General features: G+C 61.5%; 26 protein-coding genes. 6 read left to right on the forward strand and 20 right to left on the reverse strand.

Annotated elements, in window-relative coordinates; translation table 11 throughout:
• Positions 1-87: 87 nt before the first annotated feature.
• From htpG to OEG79_RS11510, 4 genes are all read right to left on the reverse strand, one after another.
• Entirely contained in the window at positions 88-1,992 is a 1,905-nt protein-coding gene (gene htpG / locus OEG79_RS11495) for a molecular chaperone HtpG (protein WP_264145156.1), read from the reverse strand.
• A 229-nt stretch (positions 1,993-2,221) separates the two neighbouring features.
• On the reverse strand, positions 2,222-3,469 hold the full coding sequence (locus OEG79_RS11500; RefSeq protein ID WP_264145157.1) for an MFS transporter: 1,248 nt from the start codon (positions 3,467-3,469) through the stop codon (positions 2,222-2,224).
• A gap of 61 nt (positions 3,470-3,530) precedes the next feature.
• Positions 3,531-3,977 (reverse strand): PaaI family thioesterase, encoded by a 447-nt coding sequence (locus OEG79_RS11505; RefSeq protein ID WP_264145158.1) that lies wholly within the window; start codon positions 3,975-3,977, stop codon positions 3,531-3,533.
• Positions 3,974-4,426 (reverse strand): PaaI family thioesterase, encoded by a 453-nt coding sequence (locus OEG79_RS11510; RefSeq protein ID WP_264145159.1) that lies wholly within the window; start codon positions 4,424-4,426, stop codon positions 3,974-3,976. The genes OEG79_RS11505 and OEG79_RS11510 overlap by 4 nt, the downstream gene beginning before the upstream one ends.
• Positions 4,427-4,573: 147 nt before the next feature.
• Between OEG79_RS11510 and OEG79_RS11515 the strand changes: the two genes are divergently transcribed.
• Positions 4,574-4,849, forward strand: a complete 276-nt coding sequence (locus tag OEG79_RS11515; RefSeq protein ID WP_264145160.1) for a hypothetical protein — start codon at positions 4,574-4,576, stop codon at positions 4,847-4,849.
• Positions 4,850-4,942: 93 nt separating this feature from the next.
• The gene (locus OEG79_RS11520; protein WP_264145161.1) at positions 4,943-5,278 is read left to right on the forward strand and encodes a hypothetical protein; all 336 of its coding nucleotides are present in this window, start codon (positions 4,943-4,945) and stop codon (positions 5,276-5,278) included.
• A 64-nt stretch (positions 5,279-5,342) separates the two neighbouring features.
• On the opposite strand, the gene OEG79_RS11525 is transcribed toward OEG79_RS11520, so the two are convergent.
• The 12 genes from OEG79_RS11525 to sdhC all read right to left on the reverse strand — a co-directional run bounded on the left by OEG79_RS11525 (position 5,343) and on the right by sdhC (position 19,650).
• On the reverse strand, positions 5,343-5,735 hold the full coding sequence (locus OEG79_RS11525) for an MAPEG family protein (RefSeq protein ID WP_264145162.1): 393 nt from the start codon (positions 5,733-5,735) through the stop codon (positions 5,343-5,345).
• Positions 5,732-6,466 carry a DUF599 domain-containing protein gene (locus tag OEG79_RS11530; protein WP_264145163.1) on the reverse strand — a complete coding sequence of 245 codons (735 nt, stop codon included), beginning with the start codon at positions 6,464-6,466 and terminating at the stop codon, positions 5,732-5,734. The genes OEG79_RS11525 and OEG79_RS11530 overlap by 4 nt, the downstream gene beginning before the upstream one ends.
• 106 nt (positions 6,467-6,572) lie before the next feature.
• Positions 6,573-7,886: a branched-chain amino acid transport system II carrier protein gene (brnQ, locus tag OEG79_RS11535; protein WP_264145164.1), complete on the reverse strand. Its 1,314-nt coding sequence runs from the start codon at positions 7,884-7,886 to the stop codon at positions 6,573-6,575.
• A 350-nt stretch (positions 7,887-8,236) separates the two neighbouring features.
• Positions 8,237-9,124 (reverse strand): succinate--CoA ligase subunit alpha, encoded by an 888-nt coding sequence (gene sucD / locus OEG79_RS11540; RefSeq protein ID WP_264145165.1) that lies wholly within the window; start codon positions 9,122-9,124, stop codon positions 8,237-8,239.
• Positions 9,124-10,290, reverse strand: coding sequence for an ADP-forming succinate--CoA ligase subunit beta (sucC, locus tag OEG79_RS11545; protein WP_264145166.1), 1,167 nt, complete (start codon positions 10,288-10,290; stop codon positions 9,124-9,126). Before sucC ends, sucD begins: the two co-directional genes overlap by 1 nt.
• Before the next feature lie 249 nt (positions 10,291-10,539).
• A complete protein-coding gene (gene lpdA, locus OEG79_RS11550; RefSeq protein WP_264145167.1) occupies positions 10,540-11,976 on the reverse strand; it encodes a dihydrolipoyl dehydrogenase in 1,437 nt (478 codons plus the stop codon).
• Positions 11,977-12,042: 66 nt separating this feature from the next.
• Positions 12,043-13,263 carry a 2-oxoglutarate dehydrogenase complex dihydrolipoyllysine-residue succinyltransferase gene (gene odhB / locus OEG79_RS11555; RefSeq protein ID WP_264145168.1) on the reverse strand — a complete coding sequence of 407 codons (1,221 nt, stop codon included), beginning with the start codon at positions 13,261-13,263 and terminating at the stop codon, positions 12,043-12,045.
• A gap of 64 nt (positions 13,264-13,327) precedes the next feature.
• Positions 13,328-16,159, reverse strand: coding sequence for a 2-oxoglutarate dehydrogenase E1 component (locus OEG79_RS11560; RefSeq protein ID WP_264145169.1), 2,832 nt, complete (start codon positions 16,157-16,159; stop codon positions 13,328-13,330).
• A gap of 247 nt (positions 16,160-16,406) precedes the next feature.
• Positions 16,407-17,114, reverse strand: a complete 708-nt coding sequence (locus OEG79_RS11565) for a succinate dehydrogenase iron-sulfur subunit (RefSeq protein ID WP_013715382.1) — start codon at positions 17,112-17,114, stop codon at positions 16,407-16,409.
• 11 nt (positions 17,115-17,125) lie between these two features.
• Positions 17,126-18,898 (reverse strand): succinate dehydrogenase flavoprotein subunit, encoded by a 1,773-nt coding sequence (sdhA, locus tag OEG79_RS11570; RefSeq protein ID WP_264145170.1) that lies wholly within the window; start codon positions 18,896-18,898, stop codon positions 17,126-17,128.
• Positions 18,899-18,901: 3 nt separating this feature from the next.
• Positions 18,902-19,270: a succinate dehydrogenase, hydrophobic membrane anchor protein gene (gene sdhD / locus OEG79_RS11575; RefSeq protein WP_003240851.1), complete on the reverse strand. Its 369-nt coding sequence runs from the start codon at positions 19,268-19,270 to the stop codon at positions 18,902-18,904.
• Positions 19,264-19,650 carry a succinate dehydrogenase, cytochrome b556 subunit gene (gene sdhC, locus OEG79_RS11580; protein ID WP_264145171.1) on the reverse strand — a complete coding sequence of 129 codons (387 nt, stop codon included), beginning with the start codon at positions 19,648-19,650 and terminating at the stop codon, positions 19,264-19,266. Before sdhC ends, sdhD begins: the two co-directional genes overlap by 7 nt.
• A gap of 349 nt (positions 19,651-19,999) precedes the next feature.
• Here sdhC and gltA point away from each other — a divergent pair, with 349 nt between their 5' ends.
• Positions 20,000-21,280, forward strand: a complete 1,281-nt coding sequence (gene gltA / locus OEG79_RS11585; protein ID WP_264145172.1) for a citrate synthase — start codon at positions 20,000-20,002, stop codon at positions 21,278-21,280.
• 66 nt (positions 21,281-21,346) lie between these two features.
• On the opposite strand, the gene OEG79_RS11590 is transcribed toward gltA, so the two are convergent.
• From OEG79_RS11590 to OEG79_RS11600, 3 genes are all read right to left on the reverse strand, one after another.
• Positions 21,347-21,946, reverse strand: coding sequence for an START domain-containing protein (locus tag OEG79_RS11590; protein ID WP_264145173.1), 600 nt, complete (start codon positions 21,944-21,946; stop codon positions 21,347-21,349).
• A 65-nt stretch (positions 21,947-22,011) separates the two neighbouring features.
• Positions 22,012-22,263 carry a YkgJ family cysteine cluster protein gene (locus OEG79_RS11595; RefSeq protein ID WP_264145174.1) on the reverse strand — a complete coding sequence of 84 codons (252 nt, stop codon included), beginning with the start codon at positions 22,261-22,263 and terminating at the stop codon, positions 22,012-22,014.
• A 73-nt stretch (positions 22,264-22,336) separates the two neighbouring features.
• A complete protein-coding gene (locus OEG79_RS11600; RefSeq protein ID WP_264145175.1) occupies positions 22,337-23,209 on the reverse strand; it encodes an NAD(P)-dependent oxidoreductase in 873 nt (290 codons plus the stop codon).
• A gap of 121 nt (positions 23,210-23,330) precedes the next feature.
• Between OEG79_RS11600 and OEG79_RS11605 the strand changes: the two genes are divergently transcribed.
• From OEG79_RS11605 to rhtA, 3 genes are all read left to right on the forward strand, one after another.
• On the forward strand, positions 23,331-23,879 hold the full coding sequence (locus OEG79_RS11605; RefSeq protein ID WP_264145176.1) for an exonuclease domain-containing protein: 549 nt from the start codon (positions 23,331-23,333) through the stop codon (positions 23,877-23,879).
• A gap of 81 nt (positions 23,880-23,960) precedes the next feature.
• Positions 23,961-24,242, forward strand: a complete 282-nt coding sequence (locus tag OEG79_RS11610) for a pyrimidine/purine nucleoside phosphorylase (protein WP_041979485.1) — start codon at positions 23,961-23,963, stop codon at positions 24,240-24,242.
• A 69-nt stretch (positions 24,243-24,311) separates the two neighbouring features.
• A complete protein-coding gene (rhtA, locus tag OEG79_RS11615; RefSeq protein ID WP_264145177.1) occupies positions 24,312-25,163 on the forward strand; it encodes a threonine/homoserine exporter RhtA in 852 nt (283 codons plus the stop codon).
• On the opposite strand, the gene OEG79_RS11620 is transcribed toward rhtA, so the two are convergent.
• Positions 25,160-26,917, reverse strand: coding sequence for an ABC transporter transmembrane domain-containing protein (locus tag OEG79_RS11620; RefSeq protein ID WP_264145178.1), 1,758 nt, complete (start codon positions 26,915-26,917; stop codon positions 25,160-25,162). The genes rhtA and OEG79_RS11620 overlap by 4 nt on opposite strands.
• Positions 26,918-26,922: the final 5 nt, after the last annotated feature.

Below are 26,922 nucleotides of genomic sequence, written 5' to 3' on the forward strand. Positions count from 1 at the left end.
ACGACGGGACCGCGCTTGTCAATTAAAGCCGATCAATCACACCTATAGAAAAGCCCGCCGAGGCGGGCTTTTCTGCTACCGGACCAATCAGGCGGAGAGTTCCACCAACAGCTTGTTCAGGCGCTGCACATAGGCGGCCGGGTCCTTCAGGCTGTCGCCCGCGGCCAGCGCTGCCTGATCGAACAGGATGTGCGAAAGGTCGGCGAAGCGATCCTCGTCGGCCTCGCCATCCAGTTTCTCGATCAGCGGGTGACCCGGGTTGATCTCGAAGATCGGCTTGGACTCCGGCACCTTCTGCCCGCTGGCCTCGAGGATCTGGCGCATCTGCAGCCCTAGGTCCTGTTCGCCGATGGCCAGAATTGCTGGCGAATCGGTCAGGCGGTGGGAAACACGCACCTCGGCGACCTGCTCACCCAGCGCACCTTTCAGGCGCTCGATCAGTCCCTCCTTGGCCTTGGCGACCTCTTCCTGAGCCTTCTTGTCCTCTTCCGAGTCCAGCTTGCCCAGATCCAGATCGCCGCGGGCGACGTCGACGAACTGCTTGCCGTCGAATTCGGTCAGGTAGCTCATCAGCCATTCGTCGATGCGGTCGGTGAGCAGCAGCACCTCGATACCCTTCTTGCGGAAGACTTCCAGGTGCGGGCTGTTCTTGATCTGCGCGTAGGATTCGCCGGTGAGGTAGTAGATCTTGTCCTGGCCTTCCTTGAGGCGACCGAGGTAATCGGCCAGCGACACGGACTGCTCGTCGCCCTCGCCAGCGGTGGAGGCAAAACGCAGCAGGCTGGCGATCTTCTCCTTGTTGGCGAAATCTTCCGCCGGGCCTTCCTTGAGTACCTGGCCGAAGGCCTTCCAGAAAGTCTTGTAGTCGTCCGGCTTGTCCTTGGCCAGCTTCTCCAGCATGTCCAGCACGCGCTTGGTCAGCGCCGACTTCATGGAGTCGATGACCGGACCGGACTGCAGGATTTCGCGGGAAACGTTCAGCGACAGGTCGTTGGAATCGACCACACCCTTGATGAAGCGCAGGTACAGCGGCAGGAACTGATCGGCCTGATCCATGATGAATACGCGCTGCACATAGAGCTTGAGGCCCTTGGGCGCTTCGCGGTGGTACAGGTCGAACGGTGCACGAGCCGGTACGTACAGCAGCGAGGTGTACTCCAGTTTGCCTTCGACCTTGTTGTGGCTCCAGCTCAGCGGGTTCTCGAAGTCATGCCCGACATGTTTGTAGAACTCCTGATATTCCTCGTCCTTGACCTCGGTGCGCGGACGGGTCCACAGGGCGCTGGCGCGGTTGACGGTTTCCCACTCGACCTCGGCCGGTTTGTCCTTCTCCTCGCCGTAATGCTCCTTGGGCAGTTCGATGGGCAGCGCGATATGGTCGGAGTATTTCTTGACGATGTTGCGCAGGCGCCAGCCATCGGCGAACTCTTCCTCGCCGCTCTTGAGGTGCAGGACGATGCGCGTACCACGCTCGGCCTTGTCGATGGTGGCCACCTCGAACTCGCCCTCGCCCTTGCTCGACCAGTGCACGCCTTCGCTGGCCGGAGTACCGGCACGGCGGCTGAACACGTCGACCTTGTCGGCGACGATGAACGCCGAATAGAAGCCCACACCGAACTGACCGATCAGGTGCGAGTCCTTCTTCTGGTCACCGGAGAGATTCTTCAGGAAGTCCGCGGTACCGGACTTGGCGATGGTGCCCAGATGCGCGATGACTTCCTCGCGGTTCATGCCAATGCCGTTGTCTTCGATCGTGACGGTCTTGGCGTCCTTGTCGAAGGACAGGCGGATCTTCAGGTCGGCACCGCCCTCGAGCAGCTCGGGCTTGGCCAGCGCCTCGAAACGCAGCTTGTCGGCGGCGTCGGAGGCGTTGGAGATCAACTCGCGCAGGAAGATTTCCTTGTTCGAGTACAGCGAATGGATCATCAGGTGCAGCAGTTGCTTCACCTCGGTCTGGAAGCCCAGGGTCTCTTTTTGAGTTTCCACACTCATGGTCGTCTAACTCCACATGCAGGACTATGCCGCGCGAGCGGCGGATGTCCTGCAGATGGGGGCAGTATGATCAATTTCAAGGGCTTAACAGGCTGTTGAAAAACTATCTGCGTTGCCATTGCTGCGTTAAAAACAGGCTCAAAATGCTCATTTACAACTTGTAAACTCCGCTTTCTCGCCTGTTTTTGCCTTGCACTGGCTGCCTCGCCTACGTTTTTTCAACGGCCTCTTAGGGTTCGAGCAGCTCCAGACGGCCGATTTCTTCCGGCCTGAAACTGAAGCTGGCCTGCCCGCCGCCACTTCCCATTTGCTGAGCCAGACGAATGCTGCCGTCGGCATCGATGCCGACGAAACGCCCCTCCACGGTACCGCCACTGGCGCGGCTCAGGCGCATGCTGAGGTTACGGTACTGCTCGGGGTTGCGTTGCAGACGCGCCAGACTGAAGCGCTGCCGGCGGTCGACAGGGCGACTCAGCCGCTCCTCGGCTGCATCCGCCTCACGTTGCGGCGCAGACTGTGCCGTGGTCACGGCAGGCAGTGCCGGGAAATGATCGCCCTCCACGGTCCACCCCTGTTCGGCGCGTTTGTGCAGACGGACCGGCAAATGCTCGCTACGGCCGTCGACCTGTGCATCGATCTGCAGCTCCAGGGTGTCGCCTGCGAAGGTGAACACCGGCAACTCCAGCTCGCGCACCTCGCGCGTGGCGAAGCGCCGCTGCAGGTAGTCCTGCAGGATATGGGCGATGGTGTCACGGGAATCGAAATGTGCATCGACCTCGCCATCGGCGTAGCGCAAACGATCACGGTACAGCTCGACGCGACCACTGAGGCTGGTCTTGAAGCGAGGCGGCAATACCAGATGGAAGTCGCCAACCAGGCGATTCGGTGCCTGCGGCTGCAGGTCCAGATGCAGGGTGTAGCCGCGGCCGAGACGGCGTGCCTCGGGCAAATCCTGCTCGGGCAACAACCAGCTCAGCTCGACCTCGGGCAGGTCGCCGCTATCCTGCGGCAACACGTCGATACGCACCGGGCCATCGACTGGCTGCGGCAGGCGAATGCTCAGTTCACGCTGGGCGAAGAAGTCCAGCCCCTCACGCAGCACCAGTACGCCGTCGATCAGTTCCCCCTGCTGCGGTCGAAACGGCTGGCCATTGAGCTCACCATTGAGGTCGATGGCCAACTCCGCCGGCGCCTGTACTTCCGGTTTGAGCCAGTCCAGACGAGCGATCGCTGCCAGACGCTCGGCATCCTTGCTGGCCAACAGCGTCATGCCCACCACCAGCGGGATGATGCCAAGCCCGACCAGAGCAACCGCACTGCGTGCACGTCTCCAGTGGCTGATGACGTAGAACAAGGTGATCGGCGGCACCAGGCTGCCCCAGCCCCACAACAGACTGGTGGCGAACGCGCGCATCACCAGCCACACCAGACCGGCCAGCATCAGCAACAGGCCACCAATTATCAGCAACGCATCCATCTACAGAATCCTTGTCATTGTTTCGCTGCGCTGCCATGCCGCTCGGCTTTCCGGGCGGAACTCAGGGCTCATCGACCTTGAAATGGGCACGGGCGGTGGCGATGGGCTCGGTCTGGGTGGTTTGCCAGGCGGTGATCGCCACATTGGCCACCCGCCGCCCCTGGCGCCAGACCTGGCATTGCGCGTAGGTGTCACGATAATGGCCGGCGCGCAGGTAATCTATCGAGAAGTCGATGATTTTCGGCAAATGTGGAATGCCCATGAACATCAGCAGATGCAACATGGCGGCGTGCTCCATGAAGCCGGCGATCACTCCGCCGTGCAGCGCTGGCAGCATGGGATTGCCGATGCAATCCTGATTGGCCGGCAGGCGGAAGACCATGTCGTCCCCCAGGCGCAGGCACTCGATACCGAGCAGCTTGGCGTAGGGAATCAAGTTGATCAGCGGGTCGTAATCGTTTTGCTGATGGGCGCGCGCCACCAGTTGTTCCAGATTCAGTGCACTCATGCCCCAATCCCCTTGCCGGCATTCACCTTGCCCATACGCATGAAGGTCCCGACCACGTGAGCGATGGGTTGCTCGGGGTCATCCTGATAGGCGTAACCACGGGTGAAGATCACATGAGGCGTGACCCGATAGCATTCGGCAAAGCCGAACACGTCCTTGCCGGGCTCCGCCGGGTGCATGTAGTCGATGCGCAGGTCCAGCGTCGGACAGATCTCGAAGTCCGGCAGCACACATACGGTGGAGATGCCACAGGTGGTATCCATCAACGCGGTGATCGCGCCACCATGGATCACCCCGCTATCCGGGTTGCCGACGATTTGCTGGCTATAGGGCAGGCGCAGGGTCAGCCCCTCGGCATCGGCCGCCTGCACCTGCATGCCAAGCACCTGGCAATGGCGCAGGGCCGATAGGAAGCGCTGGGCGCGCTCCAGAACTGGGGAAGTGCTCATCTTTGTACCTCTTGATGGCAACGCAAGGGCGCGCATGATAGCGCCAGGCGACAGATGCGGCACGGCCTGCTGCGCATAACGACAATGAACTTATGCGGTTCTGCTCTTTCGAAAAAATGTAATGGCATTTTTTTCAAGGAGAACAATATGCAGAAAACACTCGCTTATGCCGTCATGCTGGCCGCCACGCTGGGCCTTGCCGCCTGTGACAAGCCCTCCGAGAACACCGCCGAAGAAGCCCGCGAGGCACAGTCCGAGGCGCAGGAATCGGCGAACGAAGCAGCCGAGCTGCGCAACGAAGCGGCTCAGGAGCGCGCCGAGGAGAATCGTGAAGAAGCCATTGACCAGATGCCGCCGTCCGAATCCGAGCCGGCCGAGCCGGTGATTTCGCCCGACACCCCGGCCGATGAAACCGATCAGTAACCTCTGCTGAGCCTCAAGCCCGCGCCCTCTGGCGCGGGCTTGGCTTTGGGGGCCCAGGAACTTCGCTTCGCTCGTTCGCTCCAAGTAGCACGGATGACGCCACGCGCCATCATCCGCACCACACATGGAGATGTAACCGTGCAAAAACCATTTACCTATGCCCTGCTGCTCGCGGCCATGCTAGGCCTGGCGGCCTGCGAACAAACCCCTGAAGACAAGCTGGAGTCCGCCAAAGAGTCCGTTTCCGAAGCGGCCGAGTCCATGGGTGAAGCTGCCGAACAAGCCGGTGAAGCCATCGAGCAGAAAACAGATGAAGTGATGGGTACCGAACCCACCACAGGCGAGAAGATCGAAGAAGCGGCAGATGACGCCGCGGACGCAATCGAGGACGCCGGTGACGAGATCAGTGACGCGGCCGAAGGCCGATAACCCCCTTCGCTGAAAATGACAAGGCCCGCTCGATGCGGGCCTTGTCGTTTCCGCGCGCCGCCTGCTACAGCGCGGGGCTCAGCATCAGCAAAAGGCTGCAGGCCAGGCCCACAACCCATACCAGACTGCGCTGCCAGTGCAGATCCCACCAGTAGAACAGCAGATAAAATACGCGACTGACGACGAAGGTGATCGCCAGTGCGTCGATCAGAAAACCGTAGGTCTGCGTGGTGTGCGCCATCAGCACGCCGGCTGCGAACAACGGGAATGCCTCGATGCTGTTCAGGTGAGCGGCCAGGGCACGAGCACCAAACCCGGTCAGGCGTGCCTGCTGCGCCCGGGGATGATGGTTGTCGTAGCGCCCGCCACCCTCTTCGGCCATGGCCTTGGCCAGCGGTGCCTTGGCGATGAAGATCAACAGGGCGCTGATGAACACGCACCAGAATGGAATGCTCATTCACTCTTCTCCTTGGCCACCTCGGCGGCCGGCGTTGGGGTATAGACCATCACTTCCAGCACATCCGAATGAAACTCCCGGCGATACAGCACCAGGACCACACCTGTAGTCACCAGCATGAAGAACCAGGGGTTGATGAACCACGCCAGCGTCGCCATCCCGAAATAGTATGCGCGCAAACCGAAGTTGAACTGGTTGGCTGCCATGGATATCACCCGCGCCGCACGCTCGGAAAAGGCCTTGCGCTCCTGCTCGGTCACGTGCCGTTCACCCACCATCGGCGCAGAACCCACCAGCACTGCGGCGAAGTTGTACTGACGCATGCACCAGCTGAACGTGAAGAAGGCGTAGACGAAGATCATGCCCAGGCACAACAGCTTGATCTCCGACAGGCCTCGGCTGGCCTGCTGCACGAAGGGAATGTCGGCCAACAGCGACAGCGCCCGGTCGGAGGCGCCCAACACGGTGAGGATACCGGCCAGGATGATCAGCGTGCTGGAGGCGAAGAAGGACGCGTTGCGCTCGAGATTGCCAATCACGTTGGCGTCGGCAATACGGTTGTCACGCAGCAACATGCGGCGCATCCAGTCCTCACGATACAGATGCAGGACGCTGGCCAGGCAGGGAGTGCTTCGCGCCTTCACCGAGGCGTAGCGGGTATAGCCGCCCCAGCAAACGACGAACCAGAGTGCGGCCAGAACATGCGGCAGGTACGGATAGCTGTTGAGCATGCCAACTCCTTGTAAGACTGCTGCCGATTATAGCCAGGCCGCCTGTTGTCTTGTCCCACAAAAAAAGGCCGCCTTATGGGCAGCCTTTTTTGGTTTCAAGCACAGGTCAAGCAGTGGCGCTCTGGCGCAGCCCGCGGACGCGATCCAGCAGCACGACCAGTGCCAGGGTAATCGCCACCGGTACCAGCCAGCCCAGGCTCTGACCGGCCAGCGGCAGTTTCCCGAACCAGGCTGGGACCTTGTCGGCCCAGGGGGTAGCGGCAATACCATCGGCAATGCCGAAAACCAGCGTGACGGCCATTACCGGAATGAACACCAGCGACTGGGAATGCCACAGGCGATTGGCCAGGCTCAAAGCGACCAGGACGATCGCCAGCGGATACAGGCCGACCAGCACCGGAATGGAGAAACTGATCAGTTGCGTCAGCCCCTGATTGGCCACCCCGAGGCTGAACAGGCCGAAAACGATCACCACGCCGCGGTAGGACACTGGCAGCAGCTTGCTGAAGAACTCGCCGCAAGCGGTCAGCAGGCCAACGGCGGTAGTGAGGCACGCCAGGGTAATGACCACGGCCAGCAACAGGCTGCCGGTGGTGCCGAAGGTGTGCTGCACATAGGTGGTCAGCACCTGTACGCCATTTTCCGCATCACCGGCAATGCCCTGACTGGTGGCACCGAGGTAGAACAGCGCCAGATACACCAGCGACAGACCAATGGCTGCGATGATGCCGGCGATGATCGAATAATGGGTGACCAGACCGGCATCGCTGATACCGCGATCACGGATGGCACTGGCAATCACAATGCCGAAGACCAGCGCGCCCAGGGTATCCATGGTCAGGTAGCCCTGCAGGAAGCCCTGCACCAGCGGCGCCTCGCGGTAGCTGTCGGCGACCACACCGATCTCCCCGGCCGGAGCGAACAGGGCCGCACCACCCAGCACCAGCAACGCGGCCAGCAATACCGGCGTGATGAACTTGCCGATGCGGTCGACCAATCGTCCCGGATTGAGGGAAAGGAACAACACGGCAGCGAAGTACACCAGGGTATAGATCAGCAGCGGCGTACCTTCGTTGCCGGTAAACGGCGCGATACCCATCTCGAAGGACACCACGGCCGTTCGCGGCGTAGCGAACAACGGACCAATGGCCAGGTAAACCGCTACTGCCAGGATTGCACCAGCGATCCTGCCCAGCGGTGCGGTGAGAAGATCCATGCCTCCGCCGACGCGGGCCAGGGCGACTACGGTCAGCAGCGGCAGACCGACACCGGTCAGGAGAAAACCGACTGCTGCGGGGAGCAGATTATCTCCGGCGGCCAGACCGGCACTGGGAGGGAAGATGATGTTGCCGGCGCCAAGAAACAGCGCAAAAGTCATGAAGCCGAGAGCTAGGAGGTCCGGACCTTTCAAACGAGTCATAAGGGGAAATACCACAAGCAGGAAATCGAAGAATTGCGGGGGTTTCCTTGAGGGATTCGGGAAACGTCGCCCGAGCGTTTGGCTCGAACCACTGCATGCATCGCCAGGCGCTTGTGACGCCACGGACACGGTAAGCCGCGAATACTAACGAAAAGCACCCGGCAGCAGCACAGTTGCCGGACCAGCTGTCGAACTGGCGTAACGGACTGTCGCATCGACAACAGTTGATACGGTGGCCAGTCGCACAATTCTGATCCCGGCCCGCCCTGCCCCACGAAGCCGGCTCGCCCATATGCGTCAGAAACAAAAAGGCCACCGGAAGGTGGCCTTTTTGCGAGGGTCAGAAACGCTTAGGCGTTCTTGACTTCCCAACCGGTCAGCTCGGCCAGGGCCTTGCCGATGTCGGCCAGGGAACGCACGGTTTTCACACCGGCGTCCTGCAGCGCAGCGAACTTCTCGTCTGCAGTGCCCTTGCCACCGGAAATGATGGCGCCAGCGTGGCCCATGCGCTTGCCGGGAGGAGCGGTCACACCAGCGATGTAGGAAACAACAGGCTTGGTGACGTTGGCCTTGATGAAGGCAGCCGCTTCTTCCTCGGCCGAACCGCCGATCTCACCGATCATGACGATCGCTTCGGTCTTCGGATCTTCCTGGAACAGCTTCAGGATATCGATGAAGTTGGAGCCCGGGATGGGGTCACCGCCGATGCCCACGCAGGTGGACTGGCCAAAGCCGGCGTCGGTGGTCTGCTTCACGGCTTCATAGGTCAGGGTGCCGGAACGGGACACGATGCCGACTTTGCCTGGCAGGTGGATGTGACCCGGCATGATGCCGATCTTGCACTCGCCGGGAGTGATCACGCCCGGGCAGTTCGGGCCGATCAGGCGTACGCCCAGCTCGTCGCACTTGACCTTGGCTTCCAGCATATCGATGGTCGGGATGCCTTCGGTGATGCAGACGATCAGCTTGATGCCGCCGTTGGCCGCTTCCAGGATCGAGTCCTTGCAGAACGGAGCCGGAACGTAGATGACCGACGCTTCAGCGCCAGTGGCTGCTACGGCTTCCTTGACGGTGTTGAACACCGGCAGGCCCAGGTGAGTGCTACCACCCTTGCCCGGAGTAACGCCGCCGACCATCTTGGTGCCGTAGGCGATGGCTTGTTCGCTGTGGAAGGTGCCCTGCGAGCCGGTGAAGCCCTGGCAGATGACCTTGGTGTCTTTGTTGATCAGGATGCTCATTACTTACCCTCCGCGGCCTTGACGACCTGCTGGGCAGCGTCGGTCAGGCTGGTTGCCGCGATGATGTTCAGACCGCTGTCAGCCAGGACCTTGGCGCCCAGCTCGGCATTGTTACCTTCGAGACGGACGACCACCGGGATCTTCACGCCGACTTCTTTCACGGCGCCGATGATGCCTTCGGCAATCATGTCGCAACGAACGATACCGCCGAAGATGTTCACCAGAACGGCTTTGACGTTGTCATCGGAGAGGATGATCTTGAACGCTTCGGTCACGCGCTCTTTGGTCGCGCCACCACCTACGTCGAGGAAGTTGGCCGGCTGACCGCCGTGCAGGTTGACGATGTCCATGGTGCCCATGGCCAGGCCAGCACCGTTGACCATGCAGCCGATGTTGCCTTCCAGCGCGACGTAGTTCAGCTCCCACTTCTGCGCATGGGCTTCACGCGGATCGTCCTGGGACGGATCGTGCATGGCGCGCAGCTTGGGCTGACGGTACATGGCGTTGGAGTCGATGTTGATCTTGGCATCCAGGCAGTGCAGGTTGCCGTCAGCCTTGATCACCAGCGGGTTCACTTCCAGCAGAGCCAGGTCGTAGTCCTGGAACAGCTTGGCCAGGCCAACGAAGATGTGGGTGAACTGCTTGATCTGATCGCCTTCCAGACCCAGCTGGAAAGCCAGCTCGCGGCCCTGGTAAGGCTGAGCGCCGACCAGCGGATCGATGGTGGCCTTGAGAATCTTCTCAGGGGTTTCGTGAGCCACTTTCTCGATGTCCACGCCACCTTCGGTGGAAGCCATGAACACGATGCGACGGCTGGAACGGTCCACTACAGCACCCAGGTACAGTTCCTTGGCGATGTCGGTGCAGGATTCGACCAGGATTTTGCTGACCGGCTGACCATTGGCGTCAGTCTGGTAGGTCACCAGACGCTTGCCCAGCCAGTTGGCGGCGAAGGCTTTGGCGTCTTCCTTGCTCTTGACCAGCTTTACGCCACCGGCTTTGCCGCGGCCACCAGCGTGGACCTGAGCCTTGACGACCCACTCGCTGCCGCCGATTTTTTCGCAGGCTTCTGCGGCTTCTTCCGGGGTGTCTACCGCGAAGCCCTTGGATACAGGCAGGCCGTATTCAGCGAACAGCTGCTTACCCTGATACTCGTGAAGATTCATGCTTGTCTACCGTCTTCGTTTAGGTATTGCGCATTCGGCGCTGTACTTGTGATACCGCGCCACCTGTGACTGCCGGAGCAGTCCGCCGGATCTTCCGCCGCGAGTCGAACTCGACGCGGGCCACCCGGCGTGGTTCTGCTTGCAAACACCACCGCAGCGATGGGGCGATTACACGACGCCCCGCCTACCTCGGCGGCTTACAACAAACTTGCATCGCAACAGGCCGGTAAACCGGCCTGTTGATTACGTTTAGCGCTTCTTGCGGTTGGCGATGTGAATCGCGCCACCGTTGACCGCCAGGGCGGCTTCGTGCAGCGCCTCGGACAGGGTCGGGTGGGAGAAGACCATCATGCCCAGGTCTTCGGCACTGGTGCCGAATTCCATGCCGATCGCACCCTGCTGGACCAGTTCGGCCGCGCTTGGGCCGATCACGTGAACGCCCAGTACGCGGTCAGTGTTGGCGTCAGCGATGACCTTGACCAGACCGGTAGTGTCGTTGGCAGCCATGGCTCGGCCGCTCGCGGCGAACGGGAAGGTACCGACGTTGACGGCAACGCCCTCGGCCTTCAGTTGCTGCTCGGTCTTGCCGACCCATGCGATTTCCGGGTGGGTGTAGATCACGGACGGGATCAGGTCGTAGTTCATCTGCGCCTTGTGGCCGGCGATGCGCTCGGCAACCATCACGCCCTCTTCCGAGGCCTTGTGCGCGAGCATGGCACCACGCACCACGTCACCGATGGCGTAAACGCCCGGAACGCTGGTTTCGCACTGGTCGTTGACGAAGATGTAGCCGCGCTCGTCGAGGGTGACGCCGCTGTCGGCAGCCAGCAGATCGGTGGTAACCGGGCGACGGCCCACGGCCACGATCAGCTTGTCGAACACCATCTTCTGCTCGCCATTGGCGTCAGTGAAGGTGACGGTCACTTGCTTCTTCTTGACTTCGGTGCCGGTCACACGAGCGCCCAGGCGGATGTCCAGGCCCTGCTTGGTCAGGGTCTTCTGGGCTTCCTTGGCGATCTGATCGTCGGCAGCAGCGAGGAACTTGTCCATGGCTTCCAGCACGGTGACTTCGGAACCCAGGCGAGCCCATACCGAGCCCAGCTCTAGACCGATCACACCGGCGCCGATCACGCCCAGCTTCTTCGGCACGCTCTGGAATTCCAGGGCACCGGTGGAGTCGACGATGACGTCCTGATCGACCGGGGCCGGCGGGATCTCAACCGGCTTGGAACCGGAAGCGATGATCACGTGAGCAGCTTCGACTACCTGGGTCTTGCCATCGAGACCGGTCACTTCGACCTGCTTGCCAGCCAGCAGCTTGCCGTGGCCTTCCAGCAGGGTCACGCCGTTGGCCTTGAACAGCGAACCGATACCGCCGGTCAGGTTCTTAACGATGGTGGCCTTGCGACCGATCATCGCCGGTACGTCGATGGTCACGCCCTTGGCTTCGATACCGTGAACAGCGAAGCCTTCTTTGGCTTCGTGGTACTTCCAGGAGCTGTCCAGCAGCGCCTTGGAAGGAATGCAGCCGACGTTCAGGCAGGTACCGCCGAGCGCGATCTTGCCGTCCTTGCCCTGGTATTTCTCGATGCAAGCGGTTTTCAGACCGAGTTGCGCTGCTTTGATGGCGGCTACGTAGCCACCAGGGCCGGCACCGATGACTACCACGTCGAATTTCTGGGTCATAACGTATTCCTTCTCGAATAAACCGGACGGCCCTGCGAACAGGGCCGTCGTGGAGGAGACTGGCTTTTAGATTTCCAGCAGCAGGCGAGCCGGGTCTTCAAGCAAGTTCTTGATGGTCACCAGGAAGGTCACGGCTTCCTTACCATCGATCAGGCGGTGGTCGTAAGACAGCGCCAGATACATCATCGGACGGATCACCACCTGGCCATTGATCGCCATCGGACGCTGGATGATGTTGTGCATACCCAGGATGGCAGCCTGCGGCGGGTTGACGATCGGAGTCGACATCATCGAACCGAAAGTACCACCGTTGGTGATGGTGAAGGTGCCGCCGGTCATCTCTTCGATGGACAGCTTGCCGTCACGCGCCTTCTTGCCGAAGGTGGCGATGCCGCTCTCGATTTCAGCCAGGCTCATCAGCTCGGCATTACGCAGTACCGGAACCACCAGGCCACGGTCGCTGGACACGGCAACACCGATGTCGGCGTAGCCATGGTAAACGATGTCGTTGCCGTCGATCGACGCGTTGACCGCCGGGAAGCGCTTCAGGGCTTCGGTAGCGGCCTTGACGAAGAACGACATGAAGCCCAGGCGCACGCCGTTGTGGGACTTCTCGAACAGATCCTTGTACTTCGAGCGCAGGGCCATGACTTCGGTCATGTCCACTTCGTTGAAGGTGGTCAGCATGGCCATGGAAGACTGAGCTTCGACCAGACGCTCGGCGATCTTGGCGCGCAGGCGGGTCATCGGCACACGCTTCTCGGTACGATCGCCGGTGGCGACGACCGGGGCGGCAGCAGCCGGAGCAGCGGCCGGTTTGGCAGCAGCCGGGGCGTTCTTCTTGGCTTCGACGGCAGCGACCACGTCTTCCTTGGTCACACGGCCGCCTTTGCCGGTGCCGGCGATACTGTTCGGGTCGATGCCGTTCTCTTCGGCCAGCTTGCGCGCGGCCGGGGACAGGATGGCGTCGTCGCCGGCGGCAGCAGCCGGAGCGGCGGCCTGGGCAGGTGCAGCGGCCGGAGCGGCAGCCGGCGCAGCGGCAGCAGCCCCACCTTCGGTCAGTTTGCCCAGCAGCTCGTTGGAAAGAACGGTGTCGCCTTCGTTCTTGATGATTTCAGCGAGGACGCCGTCGGCCTCGGCCAGGACTTCGATCACCACCTTGTCGGTTTCGATGTCGACGATCAGCTCATCGCGCTTGACCGCCTCGCCCGGCTTCTTGTGCCAGGTGGCCACGGTGCCGTCGGCAACCGATTCCGGGAAGGTTGGGGCTTTGATCTCGATAGCCATTGTATGCATTTCCTTAAATTCGGTTTACCGGTAGGCGGCACCTGCCACCTACCGGATGAAGGCGTTAAACAGTAAAGGCGTCCTGCAGCAATTTTTCCTGCTGCTCGGCGTGCATCGACGCATAACCACAAGCCGGGGCCGCCGACGCATCGCGACCGGCGTACTCGAGGAACAGGCCCTTCTTGTGCGCGGTGGCGACACGACGCATGTGATGCTGGCTGCAGTACCAGGCGCCCTGGTTCATCGGTTCTTCCTGACACCAGACGATATGCTTCAGGTTCTTGTACGGTGCCAGAGCCTCGGCCAGATCGTCTTCCGGGAACGGATAGAGCTGCTCGATACGCACGATGGCGATATCTTCGCGGCCTTCGGCACGACGCTTCTCCAGCAGATCGTAGTAAACCTTGCCGCTGCACAGGATCAGGCGCTCGACCTTCTTCGGATCCAGCGAGTCGATCTCGCCGATCACGGTCTGGAAGGAACCTTCGGCCAGATCTTCCAGGGTCGAGATAGCCAGCTTGTGACGCAGCAGCGACTTCGGAGTCAGCACCACCAGCGGCTTGCGCAGCGGACGGATCACCTGGCGACGCAGCATGTGGTAGACCTGCGCCGGGGTGGTCGGTACGCACACCTGCATGTTGTGCTCGGCGCACAGTTGCAGATAACGCTCCAGACGCGCCGAGCTGTGCTCAGGCCCCTGCCCTTCATAGCCATGCGGCAGCAGAACGGTCAGACCGCAGAGACGGCCCCACTTGGTCTCGCCGCTGGAAATGAACTGGTCGAATACCACCTGGGCACCGTTGGCGAAGTCGCCGAACTGGGCTTCCCAGATCACCAGCGCGTTCGGCGTGGTGGTGGCGTAGCCATATTCGAACGCCAGTACCGCTTCCTCGGAGAGGTAGGAGTCGTACAGTTCGAACTTCGGCTGACCTTCGTACAGGTTCTTCAGCGGAACGTAGGTCGAGGCGTCCTTCTGGTTGTGCAGCACCGCATGACGGTGCGAGAAGGTGCCGCGGCCGATGTCCTGGCCAGTCATGCGGATCGGATGACCTTCGACCAGCAGGGTCGCGTAGGCCATGGTTTCGGCGAAGCCCCAGTTGATTGGCAAGCCACCCGCGCCCATCTTCTGACGGTCTTCGAGGATCTTCGCCACCTGACGCTGAACCAGGAAGCCCTCGGGAATTTCCAGCAGCTTGGCGGACAGTTCCTGCAGGGTCTTGAGATCGAAACGGGTGTCGTGACGCGCGGTCCAGGCATGGCCCAGATACGGACGCCAGTCGACGAACAGTTCCTTGTTCGGTTCCTTGACCAGGCTCTTGACCACGTGCTGACCGTTGTCCAGCGCCGTACGGTAGCCATCGATCTTGGCCTGTACGTCATCACTGGTCAGTGTACCGGCTGCGACCAGAGCCTCGGCGTAGAGCTCACGGGTAGTACGCTGCTTGGCGATCTGCTGATACATCAGCGGCTGAGTGCCATTCGGCTCGTCGGCCTCGTTGTGACCACGGCGGCGGTAGCAGACCAGGTCGATGACCACGTCGCGCTTGTACTGCATGCGGTAGTCGACAGCCAGCTGAGTGACGAACAGCACTGCTTCCGGGTCATCACCGTTCACGTGGAAGATCGGCGCCTGAATCATCTTGGCGACGTCGGTGGCGTACTCGGTGGAGCGCGCATCTTCCGGACGGCTGGTGGTGAAGCCAACCTGGTTGTTGATCACGATGTGGATGGTACCGCCAGTCTTGTAGCCGCGGGTCTGCGACATCTGGAAGGTTTCCATGACCACACCCTGACCGGCGAATGCCGCATCACCGTGGATGGAGATCGGCAGCACCTTGTCACCGGTGGCGTCGTTGCGGCGATCCTGACGGGCACGCACCGAACCCTCGACCACCGGAGAAACGATTTCCAGGTGCGAGGGGTTGAACGCCAGCGCCAGGTGCACTTCGCCACCAGCAGTCATGACGTTGGAGGAGAAGCCCTGGTGGTACTTGACGTCCCCCGAGGACAGGCCTTCTGCCTTCTTGCCTTCGAACTCGTCGAACAGGTCGCGCGGGTTCTTGCCGAAGGTGTTGACCAGCACGTTCAGACGGCCACGGTGGGCCATGCCGATAACGATTTCCTTGGTGCCGTAGGAGCCCGAACGCTGAATGATTTCGTCAAGCAGCGGGATCAGGCTTTCGCCACCTTCCAGGCCGAAACGCTTGGTGCCCGGGTATTTGGTACCCAGGTATTTTTCCAGACCCTCGGCAGCGGTGACGCGCTCGAGCACGTGCGCCTGCACTTCGGCGGAAAACTGCGGACGACCACGCACGCTTTCCAGACGCTGGGCGAACCAGTTGCGCTGGCCGGAGTCGACGATATGGGTGAATTCGGCACCGATGGTGCGACAATATGTCTGCTGCAACGCATCGCGGATTTCACGTAGCGTTGCCTCCTCTTTGCCGATGTACAGCTCACCAGTGCGGAAAGTGGTATCCAGATCCGCATCGGTCAGGCCGTAGTGATTGATCGACAGGTCAGACGGCGCAGTGCGCACCCACAGACCCAACGGGTCGAGCTGGGCGGCCTGATGGCCACGCATGCGGTAAGCCTGGATCAAGCGCAGTACTTCCACCTGCTTCTTTTCGTGCTCGCTGCTGACGGCCCCGGCGGAAACCGGCTGGGCACGACGGGAATTCTTGGCGAGCAGGACGAAATGATCGCGAATGGTCGAGTGCGATACGTCCGTTGCAGCGCTGCCGTCGGTCGGCAACTTCTGGAAGTAAGTGCGCCATTCTTCTGGCACAGCGTTGGGATCGTGCAGGTAGAGCTCATAGAGCTCTTCCACGTAGGCAGCGTTGCCACCGGATAGGTGGGCACTGTCCCACATGCGCTGCATCACGCTTTCTTGCATGCTTGGTCACCCTCGGTAAGGGGACACCACCGGCGTGAATACCGCATGGTTCCAATCAAAGTCATGTTGCTGCGACTCGGATGAAGCCAATTGGGTTCCCGCAGATAGTCCGGGTACCAGCCCGGATGCCCCTGCTGGTCGTCATATTTTTCGAGTATGAGCCGCGGCTTTGTGAGCTGCGGCTCTGGCTTTACTGCGAGACCGACCAGGTCGGCCCGCAGGTGTTACAGGTACAGCAACTTGCGAATCAGGTACCGCTCTGCAGCAGCATGTTACGTACGTGACCGATGGCCTTGGTCGGGTTCAGACCTTTCGGGCAAACGTTCACGCAGTTCATGATGCCGCGGCAACGGAACACGCTGAACGGATCGTCCAGCGACGCCAGACGCTCGGCGGTCTTGGTGTCACGGCTGTCGGCCAGGAAGCGATAGGCCTGCAGCAGCGCAGCGGGACCGAGGAACTTGTCCGGATTCCACCAGAACGACGGGCAGCTGGTCGAGCAGCACGCGCACAGGATGCACTCGTACAGGCCGTCGAGCTTCTCGCGCTCTTCCGGCGACTGCAGACGCTCGATGGCCGGAGCCGGAGTATCGTTCTGCAGGAACGGCTGCACCTTCTCGTACTGCTTGTAGAAGATGCTCATATCGACGACCAGGTCACGAATGACCGGCAAACCCGGCAGCGGACGAATCACCAGCTTGCCACCCTTGAGGCCGGCAGCGGAAATCGGCGTGATGCACGCCAGACCGTTCTTGCCATTGATATTCATACCGTCGGAGCCGCAAACGCCCTCACGGCAGGAACGACGATAGGAGAAACCTTCGTCCTGCTCCTTGATCAGCGCCAGCACGTCAAGAACCATGATGTCCTTGCCGCCGGTGTCGACCTGGAAGTCCTGCATGAACGGAGCAGCGTCCTTCTCCGGGTTGTAGCGATAAACACTGACTTGCAACATCTCAGTCACCCTTAATAAGTCCGAACCTTGGGTTCAAATGCCGGAACGGTCTTCGGCGCGAAGTTCACGTCACGCTTGGCTACGCGCTTCTCACCCGGGAAGTACAGGGAGTGGCACAGCCAGTTCTGATCGTCGCGCTCTTCGAAGTCTTCGCGAGCATGCGCACCACGGGACTCTTTGCGAGCCTCGGCTGCGATAGCGGTCGCTTCGGCAACTTCGAGCAGGTTTTGCAGTTCCAGCGCCTCGATACGGGCGGTGTTGAAGGCCTGACTCTTGTCCGCGATCTTGACCTTGGCGATACGCTCGCGGAGATCGGCCAGCTGGGTGATACCTTTCTGCATGTATTCGCCGGTACGGAATACACCGAAGTAGTTCTGCATGCACTGTTGCAGCTCGCGCTTGAGCGGGGCCACGTCTTCGCCAGTGCTGCGCTCGTTGACGCCAGCCAGACGCGACAGGGACTGCTCGATGTCGGTTTCGCTGGCCCCACGCACTTCCACGCCTTCTTTCAGCGCTTTTTCCAGGTGCAGACCAGCGGCGCGACCGAACACAACCAGGTCGAGCAGCGAGTTGCCGCCCAGACGGTTGGCACCATGCACAGATACGCAGGCCACTTCACCGACAGCGAACAGACCTTCGATGATCTTGTCGTTGCCGTTGGCGTCCTGGGTGATGGCCTGACCGTGAATGTTGGTGGCAACGCCACCCATCATGTAGTGGCAGGTCGGGATAACCGGGATCGGCGCAACGACCGGGTCGACATGTGCGAAGGTCTTCGACAGTTCGCAGATGCCCGGCAGACGGCTGTGCAGCACTTCCTCGCCCAGGTGGTCGAGCTTGAGCAGTACGTGATCCTTGTTCGGACCAACACCGTTACCGGCGATAACCTCTTTGACCATCGAGCGGGCAACCACGTCGCGACCAGCCAGGTCTTTGGCGTTGGGCGCGTAACGCTCCATGAAGCGCTCGCCATGGGCGTTGATCAGGTAACCACCCTCACCGCGGCAGCCTTCGGTAACCAGTACACCAGCGCCGGCAATACCGGTCGGGTGGAACTGCCACATTTCGATGTCCTGCACCGGCACGCCGGCACGCAGGGCCATGCCCACGCCGTCACCGGTGTTGATCAGGGCGTTGGTCGTGGAGGCATAGATACGGCCGGCACCACCAGTGGCCAGAACAACGGCCTTGGAGCGGATGTAGACGGTTTCGCCGGTTTCGATGCAGATGGCGATGACGCCAACGATGGCACCGTCCTGGTTCTTCACCAGATCAACCGCGTACCACTCGTTGAGGAACGAGGTACCGGCCTTCAGGTTGGCCTGATACAGGGTGTGCAGCAGCGCGTGACCGGTACGGTCGGCGGCGGCACAGGTACGGGCAGCCTGAGTCGGATTGTCCGGACCCTTGGACTGACCACCGAACGGACGCTGATAGATGCGGCCCTGTTCGGTACGGGAGAACGGCAGCCCCATGTGTTCGAGTTCGAACACGGCTTCCGGACCAACGGAGCACATGTACTCGATAGCGTCCTGGTCACCGATGTAGTCGGAACCCTTGACGGTATCGTACATATGCCAGCGCCAGTCATCGTTCGGGTCGGCCGAAGCGATGGCGCAGGTGATGCCACCCTGAGCGGAAACGGTGTGCGAACGAGTCGGGAACACCTTGGTGACCACGGCAGTCTTGTGACCACCCTGAGCCAGTTGCAGCGCAGCACGCATGCCGGCGCCGCCGCCACCTACGATGATGGCGTCATAGGAAAGAGTACGGATGCTAGCCATGAATCAGAAACCCCACAGAATCTGCACGCCCCAGACGAACATCGCGAACATCGCAATGCCACACACGGCCTGGAACAGGAAACGCACGCCAGTCGCCCACTTGCCCAGCGCCATCGGCGTCAGGTAGTCGGTGGAAATGGTCCACATGCCAACCCAGGCGTGCACACTCAGCGCAACCAGAGCCAGCAGGCTGAAAATGCGCATTGCGGTATTCGAGAACAGACCATGCCACTCGGCGTAGCCCATGCCCGGATTGCAGATCACATAGCCCAGCAGAAACAGCGTGTAAGCCGCGAGAACAACCGCAGAAACGCGTTGCGCCATCCAGTCATAGAGGCCCGAACGCGAGAAATTCGTGACATTGGTTACCATATCCACACCCCCAGCAGCACGATCACGATCACCGCAACGGCGATGACGATCTTCGAGCCCAGCTTGCCGCCTTCCAGCGTCTCGCCGATGCCCATGTCCATGATCAAGTGGCGCACGCCGGCCACCAGGTGATACAGCAGAGCGGACAGAAGACCCCAGATCACGAACTTGGCCAGCGGACTGGTCAGGCATTCTTTCACCTGGGCGAAGCCCTCTTCGGAGGTCAGCGACTTGTCGAGGCCGAACAGCAGAATGGCGATACCGACAAAGAGGATGACACCGGAGATACGGTGAAGAATGGATGTATAAGCGGTGACTGGGAGCTTGATAGTCCTAAGGTCTAGGTTTACAGGTCGTTGGCTATTCACGGCTTTTATCACACTGAGAGCCCCTAACTATCAGGGCAAAGTTGTTGGGAAGTGCACTGGTCAGGTACCCATCACCCAAGGAGTGACGACCGCCATAATATGGCCGCAAAGCCCCTGACGGTCGGGCGCAGAGTATAGACAGTTAGCAGACTAATGACAATGCAATGCCCTACCCCAAAAAGCGCATTGCAGCCTTTAAACAAATGGCGTAAATAGCGGCCTTTTTTCGTTGAAAATCCCGTGCAAACCCTTCTACTGCCTGGGTTCTCGCAAATTGACTTTCGAATTTATCCCACTATAGTGGTGCGGGCCCTGCGTGGGGGGCTGTCTGATGATTTCAAGCATAACTAGGAGGCCACATATGGCTGACAAAAAAGCGCAGTTGATCATCGAGGGCAATGCCCCCGTCGAACTGCCCGTTCTGACCGGCACTGTTGGTCCCGAAGTAATAGATGTGCGGAGCCTGACCGCCACGGGTCGGTTCACCTTTGATCCTGGTTTCATGTCGACCGCCTCCTGCGAGTCGAAGATCACCTACATCGACGGCGACAAGGGAGTCCTGCTGCACCGCGGCTACCCCATCGAGCAACTCGCCGAGAAATCCGACTACCTGGAAACCTGCTACCTGCTGCTTAACGGCGAACTGCCGACCCAGGAAGAAAAGGCCAAGTTTGTCAGCACCATCAAGAACCACACCATGGTTCACGAGCAGCTGAAGACCTTCTTCAACGGCTTCCGCCGCGATGCCCACCCGATGGCCATCATGTGCGGCGTGGTCGGCGCCCTCTCCGCCTTCTACCACGACTCGCTGGACATCAATAACCCGCGCCATCGCGAAATTTCCGCCATGCGCCTGATCGCGAAGATGCCGACCATCGCCGCGATGACCTACAAGTACTCCATGGGCCAGCCCATGATGTACCCGCGCAACGACCTGAACTACGCGGAAAACTTCCTGCACATGATGTTCAACACCCCGGCCGAGATCAAACCGATCAGCCCGGTGCTGGCCAAGGCGATGGACAAGATCTTCATCCTCCACGCCGACCATGAGCAGAACGCCTCCACGTCCACCGTACGTCTGGCCGGCTCTTCCGGTGCCAACCCGTTCGCCTGTATCGCCGCCGGCATCGCCGCGCTGTGGGGTCCGGCTCATGGCGGTGCCAACGAAGCGGTGCTGACCATGCTCGACGAAATCGGCAGCGTGGAGAACATCGACAAGTTCGTGGCCAAGGCCAAGGACAAGAACGATCCGTTCAAGCTGATGGGCTTCGGCCATCGCGTGTACAAGAACTTCGACCCGCGCGCCAAGGTCATGAAACAGACCTGCGACGAAGTACTGGCCGAGCTGGGCATCAACGACCCGCAGCTGGAACTGGCGATGAAGCTGGAAGAGATCGCGCGCAACGATCCTTACTTCAAGGAGCGCAACCTCTACCCGAACGTGGACTTCTACTCGGGCATCATCCTCAAGGCCATCGGCATTCCGACCTCGATGTTCACCGTGATATTCGCCCTGGCCCGCACCGTCGGCTGGATCTCGCACTGGAAGGAAATGCTCTCCGGCCCGTACAAGATCGGCCGTCCGCGTCAGCTGTACACCGGTTACGAGCAGCGCGATCTGCCCAGCAACCGCGGCTGATCGCACCGCCAAACAAAAAGGCTGCCTATCCGGCAGCCTTTTTTATTTGCGTAAAAGTTTTCCGCGTCAGCGCCCTTCCACCTTTGCCCGCAAGCCCTGCAGGGTCTGCAACGGCGCATCGACGACGAAACTGTTGGCCAGCCAGGAGGGCACGCTGCCACCCGGCTCGGTATGCACCTCGTAGGTCACTTCCACCCTGCCGCCATCCAGCGGCTTCAGGCGCCACTGACCCTCGACGCGCTGCACGCGCACGAAGCCCTTTTCTTCCGGCAGACGCTCCGGCACGGCCTTGAGCAGGCGCGTGATACCGCCATCGGCATCGGTTCGCCTGGTCACCTGAATCACCGAGTCGCGCGCCTTCACCGGCCAGGGCATTTCGAATCGGGTGTACAGCTCGCTCACATCGCCCCTGGTTTCCAGCAGGCGCTGCTGCTGACAACTGAATATCCAGGAGCAGGAACCCTCGACATCCTCCTGCGCAGCCTGCACCGCAGCCAGATCGCCATTGATCGTCACCACGCCGCGATAGGCCTTGTACTTCGACCCTGGCACGTCAGCCAGATACACCCTGACGCCCTCTTCTTCTCGCTCCAGCTGCCATTGCCTTTCGGCAGCCTGAGCAGCGGTCGCACATATCAGCATGGCCAGAACGGAATAACGCATCATCTTCGAGCAACTCCCGGTGAGACTGTTAGCGTTCGACCCGCACGACCTGCAAGCGGTTCAGATCGTCAGGCGGTCGCCTGCTCCAGCCAGCCCAACATACGGATGGCACTCTCACGATCACTGCCGCACAGCTGCTCTTCCGCCTTGAACCCGGCGCACACAGGAGGCCTCTCCGGTCGCCCGAAAATGGCGCAGAGATAATCGGCATTGAGATGAATACAGCGCACTCCCGCGGGCTTGCCGTTGGGCATGCCGGGAATTGGCGAGCTGATGGAAGGCGCGATGCAGCAGGCACCGCAACCGGCACGACACTCCATGAAACGACCTCGACTGGAAGCGAACGGCGGCGATCCTAATGAGGTGCGCGCCGCTCGTCGAGGTCTTTGGCGATCAGCGGTTACGCTGCAGGCGCGCCAGCAGGCTGGAGGTATCCCAGCGACCACCGCCCATGGCCTGGACGTCAGCGTAGAACTGATCGACCAGCGCCGTCACCGGCAGTTGCGCTCCATTGCGGCGCGCCTCTTCAAGCAGGATCGACAGGTCCTTGCGCATCCAGTCGACCGCAAAGCCGAAGTCGAACTCACCGGCCAGCATGGTCTTGTAGCGATTTTCCATCTGCCACGACTGCGCGGCGCCCTTGCTGATCACGTCGACCACGGCATGACCATCGAGGCCCGCACACTGGGCGAAATTCAGCGCCTCGGCCAGCCCCTGCACCAGTCCGGCGATGCAGATCTGGTTGACCATCTTGCTCAACTGACCGCTGCCGACCGGCCCCATCAGACGCATCATTCGCGCGTAGCACTGGATCACCGGCTCGGCCGTCGCATAGGTCTCGGCCTCGCCACCAACCATGACGGTCAGCACGCCATTGACCGCTCCCGCCTGGCCACCAGACACCGGCGCATCGAGAAAGCCCAGGCCACGCTCGGCGGCGACAGCCGCCAGCTCGCGCGCCACGTCGGCGGATGCGGTGGTGTGATCGACCAGGATGGCACCCGGCGCCATGCCGGCGAAGGCCCCCTGCTCGCCCAGAATCACGCTACGCAGGTCGTCGTCATTGCCGACGCAACACATCACCAGCTCGGCACCTGCTGCGGCCTCGCGCGGGGTCGGAGCGCTACTGCCTGCGTATTCACCCATCCACTGCTCGGCCTTACCCGGCGAACGGTTATAGACCGTGACCTGATGACCTTTACGGGCAAGATGCCCGGCCATCGGATACCCCATAACGCCCAAGCCGATAAATGCGACCTTTGCCATAACAACCTCCTCCGGACATAGGCCGCAGAGCCTAACACGAGGTTTGCCCTGACCGAAAAGGCCTTCCATACTGCCTGCCAATCGGCCCTGAGCAAGGCCTTGCGAACGATTAGGAGCACCAATGGGACATTGGTTGGTCATCGACCTGGAAGCCACGACTGACGAAGGTGGCTGGCCGATGCAGGAAATGGAAATCATCGAGATCGGCGCCAGCCTGGTCGGCGCAGATGGCCATGAGCGCGATCACTTTCAGCGCATCGTCAAACCGCAGCGACGTCCGTGCCTGACCGACTTCTGCCGCGAACTCACCCACATCACCCAGGCCGATGTCGACAGTGCAGCCTCGCTGCCCCAGGTCTGGGGGCAGTTCGAGCGCTGGCTATCGCAGCACGCACCGCGTCTGGCCGGCTGGAGCAGCTGGGGTGACTACGACCGACGTCAGCTGGAACAGGAATGGCGCCAGCATCAACTGAGCAGCCTGCTCGCCAAAGTGCCCCACCTGAATCTGAAACAGGCTTTCGCCAAGGCTCGCCAACTACAGCGCCCGGTCGGCCTGCACTGCGCGCTGCAACTGGCAGGCATGCAGTTTCAGGGGCAACAGCACCGTGCGCTCGAAGACGCGCGCAACACCGCGCGCCTGCTGCCACTGGTACTTCCTCTCAAAGACTGATGACGAAAAAAAGGCGCTTGGGCATACTGGCGCCCCTTTTATTACCACCGTTTTGTCCCAACCCATTCCGAGGAATCGCAGATGTTCAAGGTCAACGAGTACTTCGACGGCACCGTCAAATCCATCGGCTTCGCCATGGCCGAAGGTCCTGCCACCATCGGCGTGATGGCCCCGGGCGAATACGAGTTCGGCACCAGCCAGCTGGAAGTCATGCATGTCGTCGCCGGCGCCCTGACCGTCAAGCTGCCTGGCAGCGACAGCTGGAACACCTTCGAAGCCGGCAGCCAGTTCACCGTCGAAGCCAACAGCAAGTTCCAGCTGAAGGTGGCCGTGGATACCGCCTACCTCTGCGAATACCGCTAAGCCGCACAGCGTTCAAAGAACCGGCCCTCAGCGGCCGGTTTTTCTTTTTCCCCAGTCAGGACCCACGCCATGCCACGCTCTGCTCTTCTCGTCCCCATTGCTTTGCTCGTGGTGGCCATGGTCTCGATTCAGAGCGGCGCATCGCTGGCCAAGAACCTGTTTCCTCTGGTTGGCGCCGAAGGCACGACGACGCTGCGCCTGGTGCTCGGGGCGATCATCCTGTCGCTGGTGATGCAGCCGTGGCGCGCCAGGCTGGACCTGCGCAAATGCCATGCCCTGCTGGCCTACGGTCTGGCGCTCGGCGGCATGAACCTGCTGTTCTACATGTCGCTGCAGAGCATCCCGCTGGGCATCGCCGTGGCGCTGGAGTTCACCGGCCCTTTGGCACTGGCGCTGTTCTCCTCGCGTCGTCTGCTGGATTTCGTCTGGGTGATCCTGGCCATCACCGGCCTGTGGATGCTGCTGCCAACCGGCGCCACGCAAAGCGCCATCGACCCGCTCGGTGCGGCTCTGGCACTCGGCGCCGGCATCTGCTGGGCGCTGTACATCATCTTTGGGCAAAAGGCAGGCGCCCAGCATGGCCGCCACACCGTCGCCCTGGGCACCTGGGTCGCCGCGCTGCTGGTATTGCCCATCGGCGTCTGGCATGCCGGCAGCGAGCTGCTGAGCCTTGACCTGCTGCCTATCGCCCTGGGCGTCGCGGTGCTGTCTTCCGCCCTGCCCTACAGCCTGGAGATGGTGGCACTGACGCGCCTGCCAGCGCGCACCTTCAGCGTGCTGATGAGCCTGGAGCCGGCGATCGCAGCGCTCTGCGGCCTGGCCTTTCTCGGCGAGAAGCTGTTCTGGGGCCAGTGGCTGGCGGTAGGCGCGATCATCATTGCCTCGGCGGGCGCCGCCGCCACCATCAAGCCCAAGAGCTAGCGACCGAACTGCAGCTCGGCCAGGCGCGCATACAGCGGACTGCTTTCGATCAGCTCGGCATGACTGCCAATGGCAGCCAGGCGCCCCTGCTCGATCACTGCGATGCGGTCCGCCTGCTTCACCGTAGCCAGACGATGTGCGATCACCAGCGTGGTACGCCCGGCCATCAGCGACGGCAGCGCCTGCTGGATCAGGTGCTCACTCTCGGCATCCAGAGCACTGGTGGCCTCATCGAGCAGCAGGATCGGCGCATCGGCCAGCAACGCGCGGGCAATCGCCAGGCGCTGACGCTGCCCACCGGAAAGCCCCAGCCCGGCTTCACCCAGGTGGGTCTGGTAGCCCTGCGGCAGGCGCTGGATGAATTCATGGGCGTGCGCCGCCCGTGCAGCGGCTTCCACCTCGGCCTGGCTGGCCTCAAGGCGACCATAGCGAATATTGTCCTCGACCGAACCGAAGAACAGCGCCGGGTTTTGCGAAACCAGGGCGAAGCAGGCGCGCAGCTCACGCGGGTCCAGCTGATCGATCGGCACGCCGTCGATGAGGATGCGCCCTGACTGGGGATCGAAGAAACGCAGCAGCAGATCGAACAGCGTCGACTTTCCGGCTCCGGACGGCCCGACCAGCGCCAGCGTTTCACCCGCCGCCACCTGCAGATCGATGCCATCTATGGCGTAACTTTCCGAACGCGACGGATAGGCAAAACGCACGCCCTGCAACTCGATACGGCCCTGGACCGGTTGCGCCAGATGCTGCGGCTGCTCAGGCGCGACGATGGCATTGCCGGCACTCAACAGCTCACCGATACGTTCGGCGGCGCCCGCTGCGCGCTGCAGCTCACCGATCACCTCGCTCAGGGTGCCGAAGGAAGAGCCGACGATCAGGCTGTAGAAGACGAAGGCTGCCAGATCGCCGCCGGAAATCCGTCCGGCGATCACATCCATGCCGCCGACCCAGAGCATCACCCCCACTGCTCCAAGCACCAGCACGATCACCACGGTGATCAGCCAGGAACGCTGGGCAATGCGCTTGCGCGCCACATCGAACGCTGCCTCGGCGGACTCGCCGAAACGTCGCTTGTCCTCGTTCTGGTGGTTGTAGGCCTGTACCGTCTTGATCTGCCCCAGCACCTCGCCGACATAGCTGCCGACATCGGCCACGCAATCCTGACTCTGCCGCGACAGCGCACGGACGCGACGGCCGAACAGCAGAATCGGCGCCACCACCAGCGGCAGGGCCAGCAGGACGATACCGCTGAGTTTCGGGTTGGTGATCACCAGCAGCACACTGCCACCAATCAGCATGATCAGGTTGCGCAGCGCCATCGACAGCGACGAACCGATCACCGACTGCAACAGCGTGGTGTCGGTGGTCAGCCGCGACTGGATTTCCGAGCTGCGATTGCTTTCGTAGAAGCCGGGATGCAGCTCGATCAGGTGATCGAACACACGCCGCCGGATGTCGGCCACCACCCGCTCGCCGATCCACGACACCAGGTAGAAACGCGTATAGGTGCCGAACGCCAGCGCCAGCACCAGCACGAAGAACAGCAGCAGCGATTGACGCAACGCGGCCGGCGACTGCGTGGCCAGGCCCTGATCCACCAGCAGCTTGATGCCCTGCCCCATGGACAGGGTGATCGCCGCCGTGAACAGCAAGGCCAGCAGCGCACCCAGCACCCGACCGCGATAAGGCGCGATGAAACGCCAGGCCAGGCGCAGCGCGCCGCGCTGGCGAGAAGACAGCATCGAGATCATACGAG

It is taken from the genome of Pseudomonas sp. Z8(2022), assembly GCF_025837155.1.
GTDB lineage: Bacteria > Pseudomonadota > Gammaproteobacteria > Pseudomonadales > Pseudomonadaceae > Aquipseudomonas.